The 21,208-nt window shown below is 36.4% G+C and carries 17 protein-coding genes; 10 read left to right on the top strand and 7 right to left on the bottom strand.

Annotated elements, in window-relative coordinates; translation table 11 throughout:
• Positions 1–501 precede the first annotated feature (501 nt).
• The gene (locus LVD15_RS07245; RefSeq protein WP_233779630.1) at positions 502–1,194 is read left to right on the top strand and encodes a response regulator; all 693 of its coding nucleotides are present in this window, start codon (positions 502–504) and stop codon (positions 1,192–1,194) included.
• Between the two features lie 251 nt (positions 1,195–1,445).
• Here the strand turns inward: LVD15_RS07245 and LVD15_RS07240 are convergent, their stop codons facing one another.
• Entirely contained in the window at positions 1,446–1,592 is a 147-nt protein-coding gene (locus tag LVD15_RS07240) for a hypothetical protein (protein ID WP_233779629.1), read from the bottom strand.
• A 121-nt stretch (positions 1,593–1,713) separates the two neighbouring features.
• Here LVD15_RS07240 and LVD15_RS07235 point away from each other — a divergent pair, with 121 nt between their 5' ends.
• The 5 genes from LVD15_RS07235 (at position 1,714) to fabF (ending at position 7,642) form a co-directional block, all read left to right on the top strand.
• The gene (locus LVD15_RS07235) at positions 1,714–3,801 is read left to right on the top strand and encodes a S9 family peptidase (RefSeq protein WP_370687416.1); all 2,088 of its coding nucleotides are present in this window, start codon (positions 1,714–1,716) and stop codon (positions 3,799–3,801) included.
• Between the two features lie 220 nt (positions 3,802–4,021).
• Complete coding sequence (locus tag LVD15_RS07230; RefSeq protein WP_233779627.1) at positions 4,022–4,462, top strand: hypothetical protein; 441 nt, start codon at positions 4,022–4,024, stop codon at positions 4,460–4,462.
• A 58-nt stretch (positions 4,463–4,520) separates the two neighbouring features.
• The gene (locus LVD15_RS07225) at positions 4,521–5,786 is read left to right on the top strand and encodes an MFS transporter (protein WP_233779626.1); all 1,266 of its coding nucleotides are present in this window, start codon (positions 4,521–4,523) and stop codon (positions 5,784–5,786) included.
• 49 nt (positions 5,787–5,835) lie between these two features.
• The gene (locus LVD15_RS07220; protein WP_233779625.1) at positions 5,836–6,399 is read left to right on the top strand and encodes a TetR/AcrR family transcriptional regulator; all 564 of its coding nucleotides are present in this window, start codon (positions 5,836–5,838) and stop codon (positions 6,397–6,399) included.
• A complete protein-coding gene (fabF, locus tag LVD15_RS07215) occupies positions 6,392–7,642 on the top strand; it encodes a beta-ketoacyl-ACP synthase II (protein ID WP_233779624.1) in 1,251 nt (416 codons plus the stop codon). Before LVD15_RS07220 ends, fabF begins: the two co-directional genes overlap by 8 nt.
• On the opposite strand, the gene LVD15_RS07210 is transcribed toward fabF, so the two are convergent.
• The 4 genes from LVD15_RS07210 to LVD15_RS07195 form a co-directional block, all read right to left on the bottom strand.
• Positions 7,639–8,772 (bottom strand): adenylate/guanylate cyclase domain-containing protein, encoded by a 1,134-nt coding sequence (locus tag LVD15_RS07210; protein ID WP_233779623.1) that lies wholly within the window; start codon positions 8,770–8,772, stop codon positions 7,639–7,641. The two genes, fabF and LVD15_RS07210, sit on opposite strands and share 4 nt — an antisense overlap.
• A gap of 156 nt (positions 8,773–8,928) precedes the next feature.
• The gene (locus LVD15_RS07205; protein ID WP_233779622.1) at positions 8,929–9,396 is read right to left on the bottom strand and encodes a DUF4199 domain-containing protein; all 468 of its coding nucleotides are present in this window, start codon (positions 9,394–9,396) and stop codon (positions 8,929–8,931) included.
• A gap of 129 nt (positions 9,397–9,525) precedes the next feature.
• On the bottom strand, positions 9,526–10,068 hold the full coding sequence (locus LVD15_RS07200; protein ID WP_233779621.1) for a hypothetical protein: 543 nt from the start codon (positions 10,066–10,068) through the stop codon (positions 9,526–9,528).
• A gap of 167 nt (positions 10,069–10,235) precedes the next feature.
• On the bottom strand, positions 10,236–12,614 hold the full coding sequence (locus LVD15_RS07195; RefSeq protein ID WP_233779620.1) for a GAF domain-containing protein: 2,379 nt from the start codon (positions 12,612–12,614) through the stop codon (positions 10,236–10,238).
• A gap of 208 nt (positions 12,615–12,822) precedes the next feature.
• Between LVD15_RS07195 and LVD15_RS07190 the strand changes: the two genes are divergently transcribed.
• Positions 12,823–13,926, top strand: coding sequence for an adenylate/guanylate cyclase domain-containing protein (locus tag LVD15_RS07190; RefSeq protein WP_233779619.1), 1,104 nt, complete (start codon positions 12,823–12,825; stop codon positions 13,924–13,926).
• A 71-nt stretch (positions 13,927–13,997) separates the two neighbouring features.
• On the opposite strand, the gene gldJ is transcribed toward LVD15_RS07190, so the two are convergent.
• Positions 13,998–15,245, bottom strand: a complete 1,248-nt coding sequence (gldJ, locus tag LVD15_RS07185) for a gliding motility lipoprotein GldJ (protein ID WP_233779618.1) — start codon at positions 15,243–15,245, stop codon at positions 13,998–14,000.
• Between the two features lie 383 nt (positions 15,246–15,628).
• Here gldJ and LVD15_RS07180 point away from each other — a divergent pair, with 383 nt between their 5' ends.
• The 3 genes from LVD15_RS07180 (at position 15,629) to LVD15_RS07170 (ending at position 17,836) form a co-directional block, all read left to right on the top strand.
• Positions 15,629–16,678 carry a sensor histidine kinase gene (locus tag LVD15_RS07180; RefSeq protein ID WP_233779617.1) on the top strand — a complete coding sequence of 350 codons (1,050 nt, stop codon included), beginning with the start codon at positions 15,629–15,631 and terminating at the stop codon, positions 16,676–16,678.
• Positions 16,679–16,683: 5 nt separating this feature from the next.
• Complete coding sequence (locus LVD15_RS07175; RefSeq protein ID WP_233779616.1) at positions 16,684–17,400, top strand: LytR/AlgR family response regulator transcription factor; 717 nt, start codon at positions 16,684–16,686, stop codon at positions 17,398–17,400.
• Positions 17,401–17,584: 184 nt separating this feature from the next.
• The gene (locus LVD15_RS07170; RefSeq protein WP_233779615.1) at positions 17,585–17,836 is read left to right on the top strand and encodes a hypothetical protein; all 252 of its coding nucleotides are present in this window, start codon (positions 17,585–17,587) and stop codon (positions 17,834–17,836) included.
• On the opposite strand, the gene mfd is transcribed toward LVD15_RS07170, so the two are convergent.
• On the bottom strand, positions 17,837–21,193 hold the full coding sequence (mfd, locus tag LVD15_RS07165) for a transcription-repair coupling factor (RefSeq protein ID WP_233779614.1): 3,357 nt from the start codon (positions 21,191–21,193) through the stop codon (positions 17,837–17,839). It abuts the gene before it with no gap.
• Positions 21,194–21,208: the final 15 nt, after the last annotated feature.

The following is a 21,208-nucleotide window of genomic DNA, read 5'->3' as shown; positions in this document are numbered from 1 at the left end:
ATTTCTGTGGCCTCCTAGAGCGTTAGGGATTTTTCATGTGGCTCAGGTCTTATTTTTCCTTCCTTTTCAGTAGTGGATTTTCTATTTCTACGTATCAAATTTCGCCTCTTTTGAGTTGCTCAATTGGCTCTAAAATGTTGCTCTATTTGTTGTATGAGGACTTTTTCTTCTATTTATGTGTGAGAAATATTATGCTGATTTCAGGCTTATATTTTTGTGTTTTTAAGTATATTGGCCGGAATTTTCACTTAAATACGTATTAATCTAAATTAAACTAATAAAAAAATAAGTAAAAATACTTAGTCTAATTTTCTTTTTATCTTAATTTTGTGACCAGTATTTTTCATGGGTTGGGCTCAATTTCAGTGGCTAAATGATTGAAAAATGCGAAGTGCAGATGTTGGTATTGGGAGTTGTGGATTGTTGGAATCTTAAATTGAATTTGGCCATTTGCTAACCTGGAATATATGGGGTGAAATGGACGAGTAATGATGTTAGAATATGAAGAATGTGATAAAAATAATGTTGGTAGACGATCATGAGATCGTGAGAAAAGGCATAAAAATGCTATTAGATAGTTATTCTGAATTTGAAGTGACTTCAGATGTAGGAGCAGGAAAAGAGGCTATAGGCGCTCTTACAAGCTTTAAGCCAGATCTTCTGATCATGGATAATAACTTGCTTAATTCAGATGGTATTGCCTTGGTAAAGAGTGCTAAAGAAATTTATGCTGACCTGCCAATTATGGTACTTACTGCTCAGAAAGATGAAAAGAGTATAACCAAGTATATTGATGCTGGTGTTGATGGCTATTTGCTCAAATATTGTGGTGTAGATGAGTTAATTAAAGCTATTGGCACAGTAGCAGCTGGTCAGAAGTATATAAGTGGAGAGGTGTCTGATATCTTAGTAAGTAACTACCTTTCTGCCAAAAAGGCTCAGCAAATGGCTCCTGAACTACAGGTAGAAAGAAGAATAGATTATGGGCTAACCAAAAGAGAGCGTCAAATTTTAAAACTTATTTACTCTGGTATTTCTAATAAAGAAATAGCCGAACAGCTAGATAAAAGCATAAGAACTATAGAAACTCATAGGTTCAATATTATGAAGAAGTTAGAAGTAAGTAATGTCTCAGAGCTGTTTCATACTATAGAAAATGAGCCGTCATTAAAGCTGGAATTAACAAAATATTGACCAATAGAGAAGCTGAATTTTAATCAATAGGTATCTACGTATATTGTAATCATCAATCATATTTGTAAATATCTGAAAATCATAACTTAAAGATATTTACTAATTGTTGATGCTCTTATATTCTTGAATAATTATACGTAATTGATAAGCGTTGTGTATACGTATATTGGATCCGTTTTTATATTACGTAGTACAATATTTACGTACGTAATAAAAACACGTTTTAATACGTAGGAGACTTTTTGCTTCAATTATCCGCCGCAACCGAGGTTCTTTTTAATGTCATGGTTAGGGAGTATCCCATAGTGGTTGGTTTCATCTGAATCAGTTTCTTGTGGATCTTCATTTTCCTTTGTGTTGTTCTTATTCTTCTTTTTTCCTTTTGTATGATTATTCATGCCATTTAAATTATTTAATTGTACTTATTCTTTATAACATCATAATTTGATAACCAGTTTATAATATCGATCTAAAATGAATTTACTAATACGAATATTTATCCCTTTAGCCATTAGCTGTATGTTTGTGGGGTGTAACAAAATTGAAAAGGAAAATACGATGAATAGACCCATACCACCTAAAGCGGAAAAGATAAGGAAGGAGTTGGAAGCTCATGGCGAAATAAGAGTGGATGATTATTATTGGCTCAATGAACGTGAAAATCAGAAAGTGATTGATTATCTGGAAGCAGAGAATGCTTATACTGATACTATAATGAAGCATACTGAGCCTCTTCAAGAAAAGTTATATGATGAAATAGTAGGCAGAATAAAGCAAACTGATGAATCAGTGCCTTATAAAAGTAACGGCTATTGGTATTACACCAGATATGAAGAAGGTCAGGAATACCCTATTTTCTGTAGAAAGCAGGATTCTCTTGACAATGATGAGGAGGTAATGCTCAACGTAAATATAATGGCTGAAGGCCATGAATACTATCAGGTAGGAGGTCTTAACGTTAGCTTAGACAATCGTTTAGTGGCTTACGGTGTAGATTCTGTCGGAAGAAGGCAATACACAATTCATGTAAAGAATTTGGAAACAGGTGTAGTTATGGAGACCGCTATTACCAACACTACCGGTGGTAGTACCTGGGCTAATGATAATAAGACCTTATTTTACACTAAAAAGGATCCTGCTACCCTTCGTTCAAACCAAATATTTAAACATAAGCTTGCTTCTAATACTGCCGATGAGCTGATTTTTGAAGAAAATGATGACACCTTTTATACAGGTATATATAAAACCAAGTCGGATAAGTATTTAATCATTTGGTCTGGAAGTACGCTTACTAATGATTACCGCATTCTTAATGCTGATACTCCTGATGGAGAATTTAAGGAGTTTATTCCCAGAGAAAGAGGGCTTGAATACATGATTGAGCATTTTGAGGACAAATTCTATATTGTTACTAACTGGGAAGCTACTAACTTCAGATTGATGGAAACGCCGGAAGATTCAACGGCAAAATCTAACTGGAAAGAAGTAATTGCCCACCGAGAAGATGTTTACCTGGAAGGGATTGAGGTATTTCAAAAATATCTGGTTGTAGAAGAAAGAGGTAATGGCCTCACTCAACTCAGAGTAATCAATCAGGATACCAAAGATGAGCATTATCTTGACTTCGGCGAAGAGGCGTATACTGCCTACATAGGTACTAATCCAGAGTTTGATACTGAGGTGCTGAGGTATGGTTATACTTCGCTTACTACGCCTAATTCTGTCTATGACTATAACATGGCTACCAAAGAAAAAACGCTGATGAAGCAGCAGGAAGTTGTGGGTGGTTATAATCCTGATGAGTACGAAACTAAACGACTTTTTGCTACTGCTCGTGATGGCGTGAAGGTGCCTATTTCTTTGGTTTACAAGAAATCATTAAAGAAAGAATCAGGAAACCCTACTCTGCTTTACGGTTACGGTTCCTACGGTGCTACTATAGATCCTTCTTTTAGTTCTGTTCGATTAAGCCTTATTGATAGAGGTTTTGTGTATGCTATTGCTCATATAAGAGGAGGCCAAATGATGGGGCGTCAGTGGTATGAAGATGGCAAAATGTTTAAAAAGAAGAATACTTTTAATGATTTTATAGATTGTGCAGAGTATTTGGTTGATCAGCAGTATACACAGAAGGATGAGCTATACGCTATGGGCGGAAGTGCCGGAGGTCTGCTAATGGGAGCTATTGTAAATCAAAGGCCTGACTTATGGAAAGGTGTGGTAGCAGCAGTTCCTTTTGTAGATGTAATGACCACTATGCTTGACGAAAGTATTCCTCTTACTACAGGTGAATATGATGAGTGGGGAAATCCTAACAATAAGGATTCTTATGATTATATGCTTTCTTATTCGCCATATGATAATGTAAAGCCTCAGAAATACCCTAATATGCTTATAACTACCGGCCTTCATGATTCTCAGGTACAATACTGGGAGCCGGCTAAGTGGGTAGCTAAGCTTAGAGAAGTAAAAGCAGATGATAATATTATTCTTCTTGAAACTAATATGGACGCCGGACATGGCGGCGCTTCCGGTAGATTTCAGCGCTATAAAGAGACTGCTTTAGAATATGCTTTTATTCTGGACTTAGCTGATATAAAAGAATAGTGTAGTAATTTAAAAACAGGTTAAGGCGAAAATTCCACATATTTTGCCTTAACCTGTCCTATTTCTGCCTAATAAAGGCTTTTTTTCTAATTGGTATATTACTTGAAGGTATTTGGTTATTTAAAAGAATATTAACCAAACCTGTTAACACACCTCATAAGATTTTGATCACGATATTTTAATGGGAAGAGGTGAGTTAATTTTTAAAATTAATAGACCAATGAATCATACAGAACATAGTAAAAAAGTTGCACAACCATTAGCTGAACTAGTAAAACATCACCAAGAAGCTATCGCGTCTTTTGAAAATGTAAAAGAAAGCACTTCAGATCCTAAGCTTCAAGAATATTGCGATACTGCCATAGCACTAAGAAATACGCTTATTGAAGACCTAAAAGATGAGATTGATACCCTTACCTCAGATTTTAATGTTAACAAAAGAATGAATGTGCTAACTTTTGGTAAACTAAGCAGAAGCAAAATGAGTCATTTTGTGGAGAAAGTAGAGAAATCCATTGTGGGGGTTTATATGCAAGTAATAAGAAGCAATACTTTTAGCAATACCACAGAAAGTATATTGAAAGCGCAACTGGAAACTTTGAGAAACCGACTTAAATTAGCGAAGAAGTTTTCTACTACCGGCATGCTCCACGCTGCCTAAGATTTTATATTTATAGAATAAAGTCTAAAAATATCAGCGGGCATATTAAATTCGCACTATGCCTAAGAAAGACCCTTATGCATCCCTAAGGTTTAAAGAGTTTAGATACTTTTTGGTAATAAGGTTTGCCTTAATATTTGCCTGGGGGATGCAGTTTGTAGTTATAGAGTGGGAAATCTATAGTATGACCAAAGATCCTTTATCATTAGGATTTATAGGTTTAGCTGAAGTGATTCCCGCAGTATCATTAGCCCTGTTCGCGGGGCATTTTGTTGATAAATTAGAGAAGAGATCCCTGTTGCAAAAATGCATTCTGGGATTTTTATTCATTAGCACTGGCTTGTTTTTGTTAACATGGCCGTTATTTAACAGTCACCTTTCGGTTGATCTTACACTAATTCTGGTATATGCCATGGTATTTGTAGGAGGCATAGTAAGAGCCTTTTTAGGACCAACCGTCTTTTCTCTATTTTCCCTTATTATTCCTAAAAAGCATTACCCAAATGGTTCCGTCTGGAGCAGTGGTGCCTGGCAAATGGGCGCGGTTTTAGGACCGGCTATCGGTGGGTTAACCATCGGTTGGATCGGTGTGCACTGGTCATTATTGGTAATAGTAGGTTTTGCGCTAGTTGCGTTTGTCTTTTTGCTTTTTATAGAAAGCAAGCCTATTATGAATACCGCTCAAGATGAAGGTGTATTGAAAAGTTTAAAAGAAGGAATTCAATATGTTTATAATACTAAAGAAATACTAGGCGCTATTTCTCTTGATATGATAGCCGTATTATTTGGTGGTGCTATAGCGTTATTGCCTGTCTTTGCTCAGGATATTCTGCATGTTGGCTCAACTGGTTTTGGCTTTTTAAGAGCTGCACCGGCTGTCGGTTCTTTCCTTACTATTATGATTGTTACCTACTTTCCGCTAAACAAGCATGCAGGGCTAAAGCTTTTGGCAGCTGTATTTGGCTTTGGTGCTTGTATAATTGTTTTTGGTATATCACAATGGTTTCTGGTTTCATTGATAGCTTTGTTTTTTAGTGGTGTTACCGATGGCATTAGCGTTGTCATACGCCAAACCATATTGCAATTAAAGACTCCTGACCATATGAGGGGCAGAGTAGCCTCAGTAAATGGTATGTTTGTAGGCTCATCAAATGAGCTTGGTGCCTTTGAAAGTGGAATTACTGCTAAGCTTATGGGTACGGTAACGGCCGTTGTTTTCGGCGGAACTATGACTTGTTTTGTAGTACTACTTACCGGTTTATTTTCACCAAAAATGCGCAAGCTAGACTTTAGTAAAGATTTAGAGGATAACGACTTATCTTAAGCAGTAATAATTTTACTTACTACTTAGTAAGTATTTGTATATTTGTGCTGTGAATACTAGAGATAAAATAATTATTCTTGCCAGAGAGCAAATACTTAAAATGGGGTATAAAGGATTTAGTTTTAATGATATATCCGCACCCTTAAATGTTAAAAACGCAGCCATTCATTATTATTTCCCTACTAAGGAAGACCTTGGGCTGGAGGTGCTTAACCATGAAATAGAGCGATTTCAAACCTGGTTTACCAATATCGAGGATTTAAGTTGTTGGCAAAAGCTGGAGGCATTCTTCGAAATATATGATGTCAGGCTCATAGAAGACCAAATGTGCATGATAGGAAGCTTATGTTCATCATACTTTTCTGTAACTGAAAGCATTCAGAACCAGCTTAAGGAAATAATGCAGGCCATACAAAACTGGCTCATAAATCTGTTGAAAGAAGGTGTTGATGAAGAGTCGTTTAGCTTTGTAGGAGAGCCTGAAGATAAAGCCCGGGTAATTTTGTGTAGTCTTGCCGCCGGAGTTCAGTTTTCTCGTGCTTTGGGAGAAGACCACTTTACCCTTTTAAAACATCAATTAAGATTAGAACTAAATATACATACTAATGACTAAAAGAGTAGTGATAACAGGATTAGGGGCATTAACTCCTATTGGGAATAATGTCTCTGAATTTTGGGATGGCCTGCTGGCTGGTACTAGCGGTGCCGGACCTATCACCAAATTTGACACAGAGCTTTTTAAAACCAAATTTGCCTGTGAGTTAAAGGGTGTTAACCTTGAAGATCATTTTGATAGGAAGGAAATTCGTAAAAATGATCCGTTTACGCTTTATGCCCTTATGGCTTCTAAAGAAGCTATGGAAGATTCTAAAATAGAGCTTGATAAAACAGATATAGATCGTTTTGGAGTAATTTGGGCTTCTGGTAATGGAGGTATTACCACTTTTGAAAACGAAGTATTAGAATATGCTGAATCTACAAGAGGCCCTAGATTTTCTCCCTTTTTCATTCCTAAAATTCTAGTAGATACACCTTCTGGTGCTATTGCCTTAAAATATGGATTAAGAGGTGTGAATTATTGTACCGTTTCAGCCTGTGCTTCATCCACTAGTGCTATAATGGATGCTTTAAATTATATCAGACTTGGTAAAACAGATATTATGCTTGCAGGAGGTTCAGAGGCCGCTATTACGCGAGCAGGAATCGGAGGTTTTGGTGCTATGAAAGCCTTGTCTACCAATAATGAAAATGCTCAGCAAGCCAGTAGGCCGTTTGATGTGAACCGAGATGGCTTTGTTATGGGTGAAGGTGCAGGAGCTTTAATTCTTGAAGAATATGAGCACGCAAAAGCTCGTGGGGCCCATATTTATGCGGAGCTCGTAGGTGCTGGTATGTCTAATGATGCCTATCATGCTACTGCTACACACCCCGAAGGTGAAGGAGCACAGCTGGCCATTCAAATGGCACTTGATGAAGCGGGTATAACTATGAATGATGTTGATTATGTAAACCTGCATGCTACGAGTACTCCAGTAGGAGATGCGTCTGAACTGAGAGCCATTTTTAACATTTCTAAAGGCAATACAAGTCATTTACATGTAAGTGCTACCAAGTCTATGACTGGACACCTCCTGGGAGCTGCAGGAGCCGTAGAAGCTATTGCTGCAGTAAAGGCTATAGAAAAGGGCGTGGTACCTCCTACTATTAATACCCAAGAGGTTGATCCTGATTTGCCTGAGGGAATAGACCTTACTTTAGGTCAGAAAGTTGAAAAGGATATAAACTATGCTATAAGCAATACTTTTGGCTTTGGTGGCCATAATGCTATTGCTTTGTTTAAGAAATATAAGGATTAATCATCTGTTATAAACTCTTTATTTTCATCTACAAACCTGCGAGATATGCTGTAAACTTTTACAGGTTTACGCTTACCTCGCAGGTCTATGTCTCCTAGTTCTTCCATATCATAATCTTCATTTAAAGGCAATAATGAGACAAGCTCTCCTGATATCAGCAGTCTTTTATCAAACTCATTGCATTTAGATTCTATACGTGAAGTCGTATTAAGCACATCACCAGTAAAAATGATGTCTTTCTTAAAAGTACCTACTTCTCCTGTAGTTACTTCACCACAATGCAGTCCGGCTTTGAAAGTTGGGGTAACACCATATTTAGCCATGTATTTATGAGCCTTACGCTGAATAATATCTTCAATGTCAAAAAAACATCGTACACAATTCGCTTTATCCACTCCATACTCCAGTTTCCAGGTGATAACCACCTCATCACCTACATACTGATAAATTTCTCCTTCCCGCTCAATTATAGCCTTGGTAACATCTTCAAAAAAACGATTGAGCAATTTAAAATAGCGTTTATGACCTAGCTTTTCGGCAATGGAAGTAGATGATTTTAGGTCGAGAAACATGAATATCCTTTCCTCGTTAATTGGAGAATGGTATTTTCCTAAAAGTGTTTCAAAGAAAACGCCTCTACCATATTTGTCATTGATCTGTAGAATGATCATGGTTATGGTAGAAATGGTACTCCAGGAGATAACGTTCAAAGCAAAGGCATAGCTACTCACAAACTCTGTTATATTGAACCATAAATCACCATCGAAGTAAGATTCGCCAATAAAAACCCAATAGTAAAAAAGGAATGCCGCCATGCTTACTAATGAAATTATGATTACGAATGATAGCAGGTTAATAATGATTACCAGGCCTAAAGGCAGCTTTCTAAGGCGGTCTTTCAAAAAGAAAGTTATAGCAAACCCTCCTACAAGTCCTCCAATGGTTACAGCGAAAACATTAGTGAAAAGTGCGTTTTCTAAGTCATAGTCATTAAATTCAAAAGCCTCTTGTGACAGCTTAAGAAGATGGTTATAGTAAACAATTAATACACTTAGTGCTATCCAACTTAGTGTTATGAACAGCACTGTTCGTAGCTTAATTTTCGTGTTGTTAGAAATTAGTTTGTTCACTCTTTAAAATTTGGAGGGTATATGTGCTTCTGCTAATATCACAAAGAATTCATTACAATGTTTATATGAAGTTAAAACTTAATATTTACTTGATAATAAAACACAAAGACCGATCCTAAAGAATCGGCCTCTTATAAAATTTTTATGTATTGAGACTTAAGGTATTGGTCTCTCCATTTCTTTTAGGTGGCTGTATTTATAATACTGCATTAAGATAAATGAGGTGAGTATTCCGGAAAATGTTCCTTCAAATAATATTACCACTCCAGATATGAATGGGTTTAAATAAGGCCCAAAATATTCAAACTGCTTTAGCTGATTCATAAAATTGACATCAATAAGCAAGTAAATAACTACAAATGCTGAAAAGATAAATAATGCGATGGCAGAAGTGGCCACGCCTACTCCTAATCCGTTAAAATATGCAAAGGAATTCCGGTTATGTTGTTTGAAGCTTTTTATAGCCATAAATATTCCAGAGAAGACAAACACGTAATTGAGAGCTCTGAGCTCATACATGTGTATCCACCCGGTAAGGCGCATTAAAAAGAAGAACGCGATCAGACCTGCCGCTGTAAGCAGTCCATAATAAAAACTGGTGTTTTCGAGAGTATGCTTTTTCATGGCTAGAGTACTTTGGTTATACATTTATAACCATGAAAACTAAGAAAAGTTTAATTTTAAATAATTTAATACAAAAAAAGCTAAGCCCATATGAGCTTAGCTTCTTGTATTTATGATTTTATAATACTCTTAGAATGAGTAAGAAAGACCGAAGTCAAGTCCTGATAATCTGTTTCCACTGTATAGCTCAGCATTAGCAGCCCACTGTCTGGCAAAATACCATCTTGCGCCTGCTTGTACTTTAATTAATGCTCCAGAGTCTTCAAAATTATTATCATATGGCCCATCATAATCATCTGACCAAATAGTGGCACCTACTGTTAAACCACCGTAAAGGTCTAATGCATCAGGTAGACCGTCAATGTGTGGTCCATAATGGTAATCACCTCTAAATCCAATATTGAAGATATTATAGTGATAATCATATCCTCTTCCTAAGTAACCAAAGTCATCTCCATGCCTTCTATAACTAATTCTTGGACCAATGGTTATTTTGTCAGATACGCCAAAATCCATTCCAGCATAAACAGGAACACCCCAGTTTGAAAATCCAACTCCGAAGTTTACTTGTTTAAAGCCGTAGCCAGGTTCAAAGCCTTGTGCGTTGGTTTTTAAATTAAAGCCAAAAAAAACTAGCGCTATTAAAATTGTGCTTTTTAATACCTTTTTCATTTTTTAAGTTATTTATTAACAGTATTTAAGGTTGTATTACCTATTTCAAACGCTCGAACAGCTTTAATGTTTCCATTTTCTTGCTGTTAGTGAGTTACATAGGTTTCTATAACCTTTGCAATTTCCGAGTAATTTTCTTTTTCTCAAAATATCCATGCATTTACCTTTTATGCTTCAATTTCTTCAAGAACATTTTTAAGTAAATCACTTCCAAACTCTTTAGGAGCTGTGTTGAGATTGATTTCTACTCGAATTGCTTTCAGCCCATGAGCGCCTTGCAGCTCCTCCAGTTCTACAAACTCTACTTTATCTGTGAGATAACCTATAGATTGCAAATAATGAATGTAGCCGGAGTACTCTTCAGCTTCTTTCTGCTGTGTGTACACAATTGCAAGCTTACCTGGTTGGGTTAGTCGCTCATCAGTATCTTTAATAAAGGCCTTATCTATCCGTTTTTTCACTATTTCATAGCTGATATTGTAGGCGCCATCTACATCAAAATGCTTTTCATCTCTTCTAAATTTGATGGATAGAGGTTCGCCATGTACCAGAATAAGTTGTGTTATCTCCAGAGGTTTGGGCAAAGAAGATTTTAAATTAGCGATGTTTACCGCGATCTCACATTGCGTAATGAGTTGCCAAAGTCTAAAATTCCTAAGGTATATAAGATCAAAATTATGTTCCTGAACTAAAGATCCTCCCAGGTAGATATTATACTCAACACCATCGGTTTTGTATTTTTCATAATAGTGAGGAAATATATCTTGAGCATCTTCCTCTACTTTATCTAAATAGGTGGTGATATGATCATTTATAAGTGTAAGGCTTTCTTCAAAATCTTTTCTTTCATTATAAATTACTCCCAATTTTGGGTCAAGTAGCTTTTCATAGTTATTAATGATCGGCCTTAATAGTTCATCCTTCTTAAAGAAATTGAAAATAGAGCTTACTTCTTCCCTAAGAAATTCAAGTATACCTGATTCATCGCCAGAATTTAAACCTTTAGATAGTTTCTTAATTTGCTGATCAACTCTGAAATTTATTTCATCCAGAATCGGCATGTTTTTATAAGTCATGATAGTATCAATGACCTTCTTAACCTGCTTAAGGTTGTTAGTTAGGTCCCTTTGAATAGCATTAGACCTTTCTCCGCTGGAATTTCTAATATCTGCTAATCCATAAATAGGATAAACTTTTGGGAAGACGATATCATCAAACTTAGCTTTAATCCCTTTTCTTCTTTTATGCATTAGGTTAAAGCCACTTTCAATAAACTTCCACTCCACTGTGGGGTGTATGGCTGTGCACTCTTCCTGAATAAGCGCCCGGACTTCCGTTTGCATATCTGAAAGTACCCGCCTAACTGCAGCTGTAAACATAGGAAGTACGCTATATAATTTAGTGGCGGTAAGGGCATTGAGCTTTCCTGGTTCAGGGCTGCCTAGCTCTATGATTCCGAGTACTTTTCCCTCATGTACCAATGGAGCGACTATCACATTTTGAATACCTCGCCTTAATAGGCCATTTTCAATGCATCCGCAGCTATCATAATCAGAAAGTTCTTCTACTATTACAGGTTTTTTATCAGTATAAGCTTTTACATATATGGAATCTATTAAATTTTCGCACTCTAAACTATCATCTTCAGGGTTCATTAAGAAGCTACTCCAATTATTCTCCCCATAGTTTGAAATTATATTATAATTGGGGTCGAAATAAGATAAACCCAATTGTAGGTTGGGCATACCAAATATCGATCTTATTTTTTCACGAATTGAAATGAAGTTATCTTGATCCGTAACTGCATTCTTTTTAAGTAAATCATACTTTACTGAAGATAGCATTTCTTCGGTAGTTACATCCGTTAACCTCATAATACAGAATCCCTGAAATGCGAACACTTTGGGATCAATATATTCGAGCCATAGATCTATATCATCAATATTGCTCAAGAGCATATTAATTACCTTCTTATCAATAGGTTTAGGCTCGGCAAGGTGAATGACGTCTGCAAACTGAGTATTTATATCTATTTTATAAACTCTTCTTAAACCGGTTTTGCTGTCAGGTATACTGATCACAATCGGTTGGTCCATTTCGAAATTAGTACCATAGTATTTATTCAAAATGTATAGGCAAGCCATTCTTATTTTGCCTTTGGCTATATCACTTTCAGGCAGGTTGGCCTCCAAGTCATCCCTCATGCTACCAAAAGGTAGTAAATGAGCATATTTTGGGGTGGCATAAAAGCCTTTAGAACTAAAAGGTAAAATAGCTGCGGAAATTTCTGAATCTATAAGCGCGGGAGGGAAAACAACGCTCATAAGCAGGCCTACAAGCTCTTTGTGCTTGTCTACTATGCTGAGGTCTTCAATGGGCTCTCTAAGTTCAGGAGCCTCATTGATTAGTTTCTTGATCTTTTCAGCCGGATAGCCTGAAAAGGTTCCATTCTCATCAAGGTTGACCTCCCAGTAATCGATTAAACCGGACAGGTTTAGTACCGATTTAAAGGGTATTACATTGGTATTAGAAAAACAGGTCTTCATTATGCGTTAGGAGTTAGTTGCTGTCTTTTGATTGAAACGTTAAAACTGGAAATATGGTTAGTTTGATGTTCTAACTTATTGTATATCATTAAAGTCGTATTATGTCCGAAAATATTTTATAGCAAAACCGATTTCTCACATTGATTGGTTCCTTATGTGGTATAAGTAAATTTCTTTTTAGGGTTTTAATTCTCCACTTTTGCCGCTTATGGTAAAAAAGGTAAAGATTTATTTGTTCATATTCTTCTATTGGGTGCTTATAGTAGACTTACTGGCTTACTTTGGCCTTTCTAGTATGAAAGGGTTTGTAGAAGTGGCTCAGATAGATGTAGAGTCACTCAATAGCCCTCTAATAGCTTTTTGGATATCGCCTTTTCAATTATACGAAAGTACTCTTTTTGGGGTGTTTTTTGGCTTATTATTTATCGCAGTAAATGAAGTTTCTGATCGGCTGGAAGTAGAGAAGCTAAGCTTTGGACGGATAATAATCATAAGGAGTTTTATGTACCTGTTTGGCTTTGCCGTGATCTTCTCCCTGGTTTATACCATTATGAGTCAGTTTGAAATATTTCCGAAAGAAGAATTAAAAGAGTTAAAAGGAGAGAAAACAGTATATGTTTTATTGGTGATGGCCATGCTGTTTATTGGCTTTCAGATCATGCTGATAAATTTCATGCTTCAAACCATGAAGAAATTTGGGACTAATAACCTCTTTAATATTTTGAGAGGTACGTATAGAAGCCCAAAAGTTGAAAATAGAATATTCTTGTTTATTGATCTTAAATCTTCTACCAGATATGCAGAAAGTCTGGGAAACATTAAATACTCCAATATGATAAAAGATTGTATTGATGAGATAAATATGGTGGTAGATGAATATGATGCGGAAATTTACCAATACGTGGGCGATGAAGTAGTACTTACCTGGAAAACTGATAAAGTGACAAATGTGCCTCTTTATTTGGATATATTTTTCGCTATAGAAGAGCGGATATTGAAAAGGAAAGAGTACTACTCTAAAAGGTACAGCATGCTTCCCGAGTTTAAAGGTGGAATACAAGGAGGAAATGTAACAGTAACCGAAATAGGCAACATTAAGAGAGACATAGCCTACCATGGAGATGTATTAAACACGGCCTCTAGATTACAATCTATATGTAATGATTATAATCAAAAACTCTTAATCTCTAAAGCGCTATATACAACTGCTAAGGCTGATGATAAATATGAAACGGTTTCCTTAGGTGAAATTCAGCTGAAAGGCAAGTTACAGACTGTGGAAGTATTATCTGTAAAAAGAAAAGTTGATTGATCTAAAGCTTGAGCAATAAAAAACCCCATCCGAATTAACGAATGGGGCTATAAATATTTTCAGGCTATCAATTAATAGTTAGAACCAGCTCTAATCATGGCACATCTAAATCCGATGGTAGCAGTAGAAGAATCTTGATCTAAGTACCTTCTTGTTCCTGGAGACATCCAGTAAGCTACATCTTTCCATGAACCCCCTTTGTAAACTCTTGCTTCGTCAGTAATTAATGAAGTGAAACCTTCAGGGTTGTTTTCTCTATCACTGTTGTAATATTGCTCTCCTGTGGCAGCATTTCTTGTCTCATCCATATAACCATCTCTTCTGATAGGGTTAAGGTCATCGAAATCTTGGAATGACATAGGTCTGTATACATCAAGTACCCACTCACTTACGTTACCCGCCATGTTATAAAGACCGAAGTCGTTAGGAGGGAATTCATAAATGTAAGAAGTGATTAAAGCTCCATCATTTAATTTACCAGCTATACCAGCATAGTCACCACGACCTCTTTTGAAGTTAGCTAAGAAATATCCCATCTCTTTTCCGTAAGGATTTCTTAAAGCATGTCCATCCCAAGGGTATACTCTTTGGTGAGTTTGGTTTTCATCTAACCACTGAGTACCGATCAGTGCAGTAGCTGCATATTCCCACTCTGCTTCTGAAGGCAGTCTGTAGTTAGGTAATACAATACCTGACTCCAAAGGAATTCTTCCGTCTGTTTCAGCATATTCTTCACCAGAATCTTCAGCCATTTTCATGTTTACAGCTCTGGTTCTCCATTCTGCATAGTTGTTAGCTTGTACCCAGCTTACACCTACTACAGGGAAATATCTAAATCCAGGATATCTCAGGTAATGATCTACATAAGGGTCATTGTATGCTAACCTACTTACCCAAACAGAGGTATCAGGCAAAGCAGACATGTATACTTCTCTTGAAGAGTCAGATACATTAAGGTAATGTAGATATTCTAACCAGTGGATGTTTGCAATTTCTGTTTCATCCATATAGAAAGATGCCACTGAAACAGTTCTTTCTATATTGTCTCTTCTTTTTAATACATCCTCTTCATAAGAACCGATAACAGCTCTACCTCCTTCAATAAAACGTAAATTAGGACCTTCTGGCTGACCAGCGTATGGGTTAACCATAAATCCATTATTATCCTCATCATTATAAGCCAATCCGGTGGCGGTACTTACGGCTCCCGGGTGTACACTTGTAGGTCTACTACTTCCACCCATAAAACACGAAGTAAGCAACATTGAACCACTGACAACTAACAAAGCACTTTTAAAAAAGCTTGCAGTTCTTTTCATACCTGTTTTATTTATTCAAAAAAATCAAATGCAAACACTAATATAGTGATATAAATATATCTAATACAAGTTATTTGGTAGCCAAAATAACATTTCTATTTGATAATTATTAAACAAAAGATAGATTTTTCAATATTATCATTTTGTGAATAACTACCAGACAGGGCTAAAAGTACTAAAAAATACGCTCACTTCTAAATAAGCGTGATACGATTCAGCATATCATTATGAGCTTGGCTACTTTTAAAATCATGCGTGGGAAGTTTAAAAAACCACTTAACAAACCCAAAAGCCGCATAATAAGTATTGATTTACTTTTAAATCAACTTATTTAATATTTGAGACTGTATATACTTAATTGCTCCTTTTGGTAAACCGACGTGATGATAACCATTGATAATTTTAATAAAAAGAAACTGTATTGGCTTTTCCAAGGCGCTGGCTGGATAATGTTTTATTTAGTATATGTGTTTATTGCCTCTTATGTTTCTGGGTTTAAGTCAGCGGTATTTCTTGGTTACTTAAATACCGTGGTGGTAGGTTTACTCATCACTCATTTTTATAGAGCGCATGTTAAAAAGCATCAATGGCTTAAGTTTGGGCTTTTTAAATTGGCCATTCGAGTAGTATTGGCCTCTTTTATACTAGCTATAATATGGGCGGTTATCGTACTTCCTATTAATTATGTTTTTTTTCAGACGGATCCTGATAGAGAATTTTCATGGTTTATGGGGATTCTGATCACTTTCAACCTGTCTATCATGATTTTAGGTTGGTCTCTTATATATTTCCTTTTTCAGGTTTTTATAAATTTTAAAAGAACTGAAATTGAAAAATGGAAACTTCAGGCCGCTGTTAAAGATGCTGAGCTGATAGCCTTGAAATCTCAGATAAACCCCCATTTTATTTTTAACAGCTTGAATAATATCAGATCCTTAGTAGTGGAGAATCCAGAGAAAGCCAGAGACATGATTACTCACTTATCTGGACTTTTGAGATATTCTATACAATTTAATGATAGGGAAAAGGTCTCTTTAGAGAGTGAATTAGAAATAGTACAAAACTATTTGAACCTTGAGTCTATACAATTTGAAGATAGGCTTAATTATAAATTAGAGATAAAACCGGAAACCTTAGATTTGGAAATACCTCCTATGGCAGTACAGCTGTTGGTAGAGAATGCAATAAAGCATGGTATTTCTGATTTACCAGATGGTGGCACTATACATATAAAATCTTATTTAGAGGAGGGAGCGCTTACTATAGAAGTAATAAACAGCGGTCAGATAAAAACCACCAGTAATAGCACGGGCATAGGTTTAAAAAATGCTTCTGACAGGTTAAAACTGTTATTCGGTAAATTATCAGATTTAAAAATTGAAAACCTGGATAGTAACTTTGTTTCAGCCAGATTTACTATTCCATTAACATAAAAAATATGAAGGCATTTGTAGTAGATGATTCACGATTAGCCAGAAATGAGCTTAAAAGATTATTAAAGGAGTTTGATCATGTAAATGTGATTGGAGAAGCGGCCAATGCTATGGAAGCCAAGGAGAAGATAGAAACTGAGAAGCCCGAATTGGTTTTTCTGGATATTCAGATGCCTGGTAAAAATGGCTTTGAATTGCTCGAAGAGCTTGAACATATGCCATATATCATATTCACCACCGCTTATGACGAATATGCTATAAAGGCCTTTGAATATAATGCCCTAGATTACTTGCAAAAACCAATACAAAAAGACCGACTGGCTGGTGCAGTAAGTAAAGTAGGCGAAAAGATATCAAAAGATGAAGCCAAGGAAGATGGAGATAGAATGACGGCTAATGATCAGGTTTTTGTGAAGGATGGTGATAATTGCTGGTTTGTACAACTGGCCAATGTGCGAATGCTAGAGGTAGATGGTAATTATACCAAATTGTATTTTGATGAGCATAAACCCATGATACCCCGAACGCTTAACTATCTTGAATCACGCTTAGATACAAAAACTTTTTTCAGGGCTAACAGGCAGCAGATAATTAATTTAAAATGGGTAGAAAGAATAGAGCCCTGGTTTAGTGGAAGCATTAAAATTTATATGAAAGGTGGACAGGAAGTAGATGTCTCACGAAGACAAACGCAAAGATTTAAGGAGTTAATGAGTTTCTAGAGACAATAACCTCTATAAAATGACATATTTATCGATGAATTGCATCCCATATTGGGAATAGTGTATTTAATATTGGAATTAAAAAGTATCTAAACCTTTAAAATTTGGTGATTCTGCGGGTTTTGACAGCTGGCATAGTCTTTACATAGTTGAAGTAAAAGACGTAAATATAAAACCAGTTGATATGATACCGTTGGATGACTTTAAAACACTTCCTTTTGATAAGAAATGTGATTTTATAACCGTGTTTGCAGACTATCTGATTTATAGAACAGAGCAGGAGAATAAGTTTTATCTATATTATCTGGCAGGCTACTTTGTAGAAGTGTGCTACGCACCGTTTGAAAATAAAGTGTTAGGAATAAATGCTTTCGATTCAGTAAATGAGCTAGGTCCATACCTAGATGCTATTCAGATTGGTGAATTAGCAGTTTAATTATTTTTTGCCTGTAATTTGGCTTAGTATTTCTATAGCCTGATTAACACTTAAAACTTCCTGTATAGTAAGGATTAGTTTATCCTTCACTTCTTTTAATCTACAGGTTTTTGGGTTGGTTTGAACGTAAGCGAGGATTCTGCCGAAGGTTTCTGATTTAAAATATTCTTCTTTATCCGAGCTTACGAAATAACCCTTCATCTTTTCAGACTTAAGCGTTAGTTTTTCAAAACCCAGTTTTTCAGCTAACCATCTTAACCTTACTGTTTCTATTAGCTCTTTTACAGAATCTGGCAGAGGGCCAAATCTATCTATCATAGATTCTGTGAATGACTTCAGCTCTTCTTCTGTTTTAATATTATCCAGCTTAGAATATAGGCTCAGTCTTTCAGAAATGTTGCTTACATATTCATCAGGGATAATTACCTCTAAGTCAGTTTCTATATTACAATCTTGTACTATTACCTTAGCAGCTTCAGAAAGTTCTTTTACAAATAAGTCTTTAAATTCCGTTTCTTTAAGTTCCTGAACCGCCTCATCTAGTATTTTATGGTACATGTCAAAGCCAAGATCAGAAATAAATCCGCTTTGCTCAGCCCCTAATAAGTTTCCTGCACCACGAATGTCCAGATCACGCATGGCTACTTTAAAGCCATCACCCAAGTCAGAGAATTCTTCCAGGGTACTAAGCCTTTTTCTGGCATCAGAAGAAAGTGCTATGGTTGGAGGTGTTAATAAATAACAAAAGGCCTTTTTATTACTTCTTCCTACTCTACCACGCATTTGGTGTAGATCAGAAAGGCCAAACATGTGAGCCCGGTTAATAATAATGGTGTTAGCATTAGGTATGTCTAGTCCAGATTCTATAATGTTAGTAGAAACCAGCACATCATATTCTCCAGCAATGAATTTCATCATAGCCTTTTCCAGCACTGGGCCATCCATTTGACCGTGTGCTATGCCTACTCGGGAGTCGGGCACAAGCCTTAGAATAATATTGGCAACTTCTTCTATGTCTCCCACTCGGTTATGAACAAAGAAGGCTTGTCCCCCTCTTCTTAATTCATAGCTGATGGCATCTCTCACTATTTCCTCATTAAAAGTATGCAGCTCAGTAGTTACTGGCTGGCGGTTTGGAGGAGGTGTGGAAATAATACTTAAGTCACGGGCACCCATGAGTGAAAAGTGTAGTGTACGAGGAATTGGCGTAGCTGTAAGCGTAAGAGCATCTACATTTACCCGCAATTCCTTGAGTCGTTCTTTTACCTTTACACCAAATTTTTGTTCTTCATCAATGATCATTAAGCCCAGATCTTTGAACTGAACGTCTTTACTTACTATACGGTGAGTACCTACTAATATATCAGTTTTGCCTTCTTTAACCCTTTTTAAGGTTTCCCTTATTTCTTTGGTGGTTTTGAATCGGTTGATGTATTCTATTTTAACCGGAAAACTGGAAAGCCTATCATTAAAAGTATTATAATGCTGCATGGCTAATATGGTGGTGGGCACCAAAACAGCCACTTGCTTGCTATCAGTTACCGCCTTGAATGCAGCTCTGATAGCTATTTCTGTTTTTCCAAACCCTACATCACCACAAACCAGCCTGTCCATAGGGTGCTGCTGTTGCATATCTTCCTTAACATCTTCTGTGGCCTTAGCCTGATCAGGAGTGTCTTCATAAATAAAGGAAGATTCTAGCTCGGCCTGCATAAAGCTATCTCTGCTAAAGGCATAGCCAGGGGCTTTTTTTCTTTTAGCGTATAATTCTATCAGGTCTTTGGCTATATCAGCAACTTGCTTTTTAACCTTTTTCTTCTTGTTCTCCCACTCTGGTGAACCCAGCTTACTAATAGCAGGAGGAGTACCTTCTTTACCGGTATATTTCGATATTTTATGTATGGAGTGAATACTTACATAAAGCAAGTCATCATCTCTATAGATAAGCCTAATGGCTTCTTGTTCCTTTCCGTTGCTTTCTCGTTTTTCGAGGCCGGCAAATTTACCGATACCATAATCTATGTGCGTTACAAAGTCACCCGGTTGTAAAGTGCGAAGTTCTTTTAGAGTAAGCGCTTTAGATTTTGAATGCTTGTCTTTGGTTTTATACCTGTGAAAACGCTCAAAAAGCTGATGGTCTGTATAGCAGGCAATTTTAAGGATCTGATCTATGAAGCCTTCTCTCAGGCTGATGTTCAAGTCCTGAAAATCACTGGTATGATCTATTTCTTCAAATATGGAATGTAATCTGGTAAGCTGCTGCTGAGAGTCTGAGGCAATAAGCGTAGTAAAGCCCTTATCCTGATTATCAGATAAGTTTTTAGAGAGCAGCTTAAAGTCCTTATTAAATGAAGGCTGAGGTTCTGCCGCAAAATCGAATGTTTCACTGCACTTAAGATAGAACCGATTACCAAACTCTATTTTACCCAGCTCATTGATTTGAGCTTTAAAGCTTTTAGAAGTTTCAAATAAATCTGAAGGATCTAACACTATTTGTGTGTCACCACTTTCTTCCAATATCTGATCAAAGCTTTCTTTGGCTTTATCAAAATAGATTTCAATAACATCTATTGATTGCTGATAGTCTTTAAACCAGATTTTAGTATTTCTTGGTAGAAAATCTATAAAACCTTGTCGTTCTTCAGCTATCAGTTTGGTTTGCACGTTAGGAATCAGATTGATCTCCTTCACAGGCTCTACAGAAAGTTGTGTAGAAGGATCAAATGTTCTGATGCTTTCAATCTCACTACCAAATAGCTCTAACCGGTATGGAAGATCTTGTGCGTAACTGAAGATATCAATAATGCCTCCTCTAACCGCAAACTGGCCTGCTTCGTAAACAAAGTCAGTTTTTTCAAAATCATAAGAAAGCAGTAATTCAGCGAGGAATTCAATATCAACCTCCTCACCTATTTTAGCTGTAAAAGTGTTTTTCAATAATGATTTTTTATTGATTACTTTTTCGGTTAAAGCTTCAGGGTAAGTAACTATAATTTCACCAGATGATGCCTTATGATTTACCCTGTTGAGGATTTCCGCCCGCATTAGCACATTGGCATTTTCAGTTTCTTCAAACTGATAGGGGCGCTTATAAGAGGTAGGGAAAAATAACACCTCCTTACCTGTGAGTAGGTTTTGAAGATCGCTGTGAAAGTAAGCGGCCTCTTCTTTATCATGCAGTACTATAAGGTGATTTTGATGGTTGATCTGGTACAATGCTGCTACTAGCACTGCATCTAAACTTCCTCTTAATCCCTTTAATTGAACACACTTATCCTCATTAGGCTTAGTTACCTCAGCCATGGTTTGGATGATACTATCTGCTTTATATAGTTTAAGAAGTTCTCCTGCTTTCACTCAGCTTTCAACAAA

This window comes from Fulvivirga maritima (genome assembly GCF_021389955.1).
In the GTDB taxonomy this organism is placed as follows: Bacteria; Bacteroidota; Bacteroidia; order Cytophagales; family Cyclobacteriaceae; genus Fulvivirga; species Fulvivirga maritima.
This window is presented reverse-complemented; position numbering and strand designations above follow the sequence as displayed.

What these genes read in the sequence shown, in the direction of transcription:
- LVD15_RS07230 (WP_233779627.1), top strand. Translation starts at nt 4,022, where the DNA reads ATGAATCATACAGAACATAGTAAAAAAGTTGCACAACCATTAGCTGAA.
- LVD15_RS07245 (WP_233779630.1), top strand. Translation starts at nt 502, where the DNA reads ATGAAGAATGTGATAAAAATAATGTTGGTAGACGATCATGAGATCGTG.
- LVD15_RS07205 (WP_233779622.1), bottom strand. Translation starts at nt 9,396, where the DNA reads ATGAAAAAGCATACTCTCGAAAACACCAGTTTTTATTATGGACTGCTT.
- LVD15_RS07225 (WP_233779626.1), top strand. Translation starts at nt 4,521, where the DNA reads ATGCCTAAGAAAGACCCTTATGCATCCCTAAGGTTTAAAGAGTTTAGA.
- LVD15_RS07200 (WP_233779621.1), bottom strand. Translation starts at nt 10,068, where the DNA reads ATGAAAAAGGTATTAAAAAGCACAATTTTAATAGCGCTAGTTTTTTTT.
- LVD15_RS07170 (WP_233779615.1), top strand. Translation starts at nt 17,585, where the DNA reads ATGATACCGTTGGATGACTTTAAAACACTTCCTTTTGATAAGAAATGT.
- LVD15_RS07180 (WP_233779617.1), top strand. Translation starts at nt 15,629, where the DNA reads ATGATAACCATTGATAATTTTAATAAAAAGAAACTGTATTGGCTTTTC.
- fabF (WP_233779624.1), top strand. Translation starts at nt 6,392, where the DNA reads ATGACTAAAAGAGTAGTGATAACAGGATTAGGGGCATTAACTCCTATT.
- LVD15_RS07175 (WP_233779616.1), top strand. Translation starts at nt 16,684, where the DNA reads ATGAAGGCATTTGTAGTAGATGATTCACGATTAGCCAGAAATGAGCTT.
- LVD15_RS07240 (WP_233779629.1), bottom strand. Translation starts at nt 1,592, where the DNA reads ATGAATAATCATACAAAAGGAAAAAAGAAGAATAAGAACAACACAAAG.
- LVD15_RS07195 (WP_233779620.1), bottom strand. Translation starts at nt 12,614, where the DNA reads ATGAAGACCTGTTTTTCTAATACCAATGTAATACCCTTTAAATCGGTA.
- LVD15_RS07190 (WP_233779619.1), top strand. Translation starts at nt 12,823, where the DNA reads ATGGTAAAAAAGGTAAAGATTTATTTGTTCATATTCTTCTATTGGGTG.
- gldJ (WP_233779618.1), bottom strand. Translation starts at nt 15,245, where the DNA reads ATGAAAAGAACTGCAAGCTTTTTTAAAAGTGCTTTGTTAGTTGTCAGT.
- LVD15_RS07235 (WP_370687416.1), top strand. Translation starts at nt 1,714, where the DNA reads ATGTTTGTGGGGTGTAACAAAATTGAAAAGGAAAATACGATGAATAGA.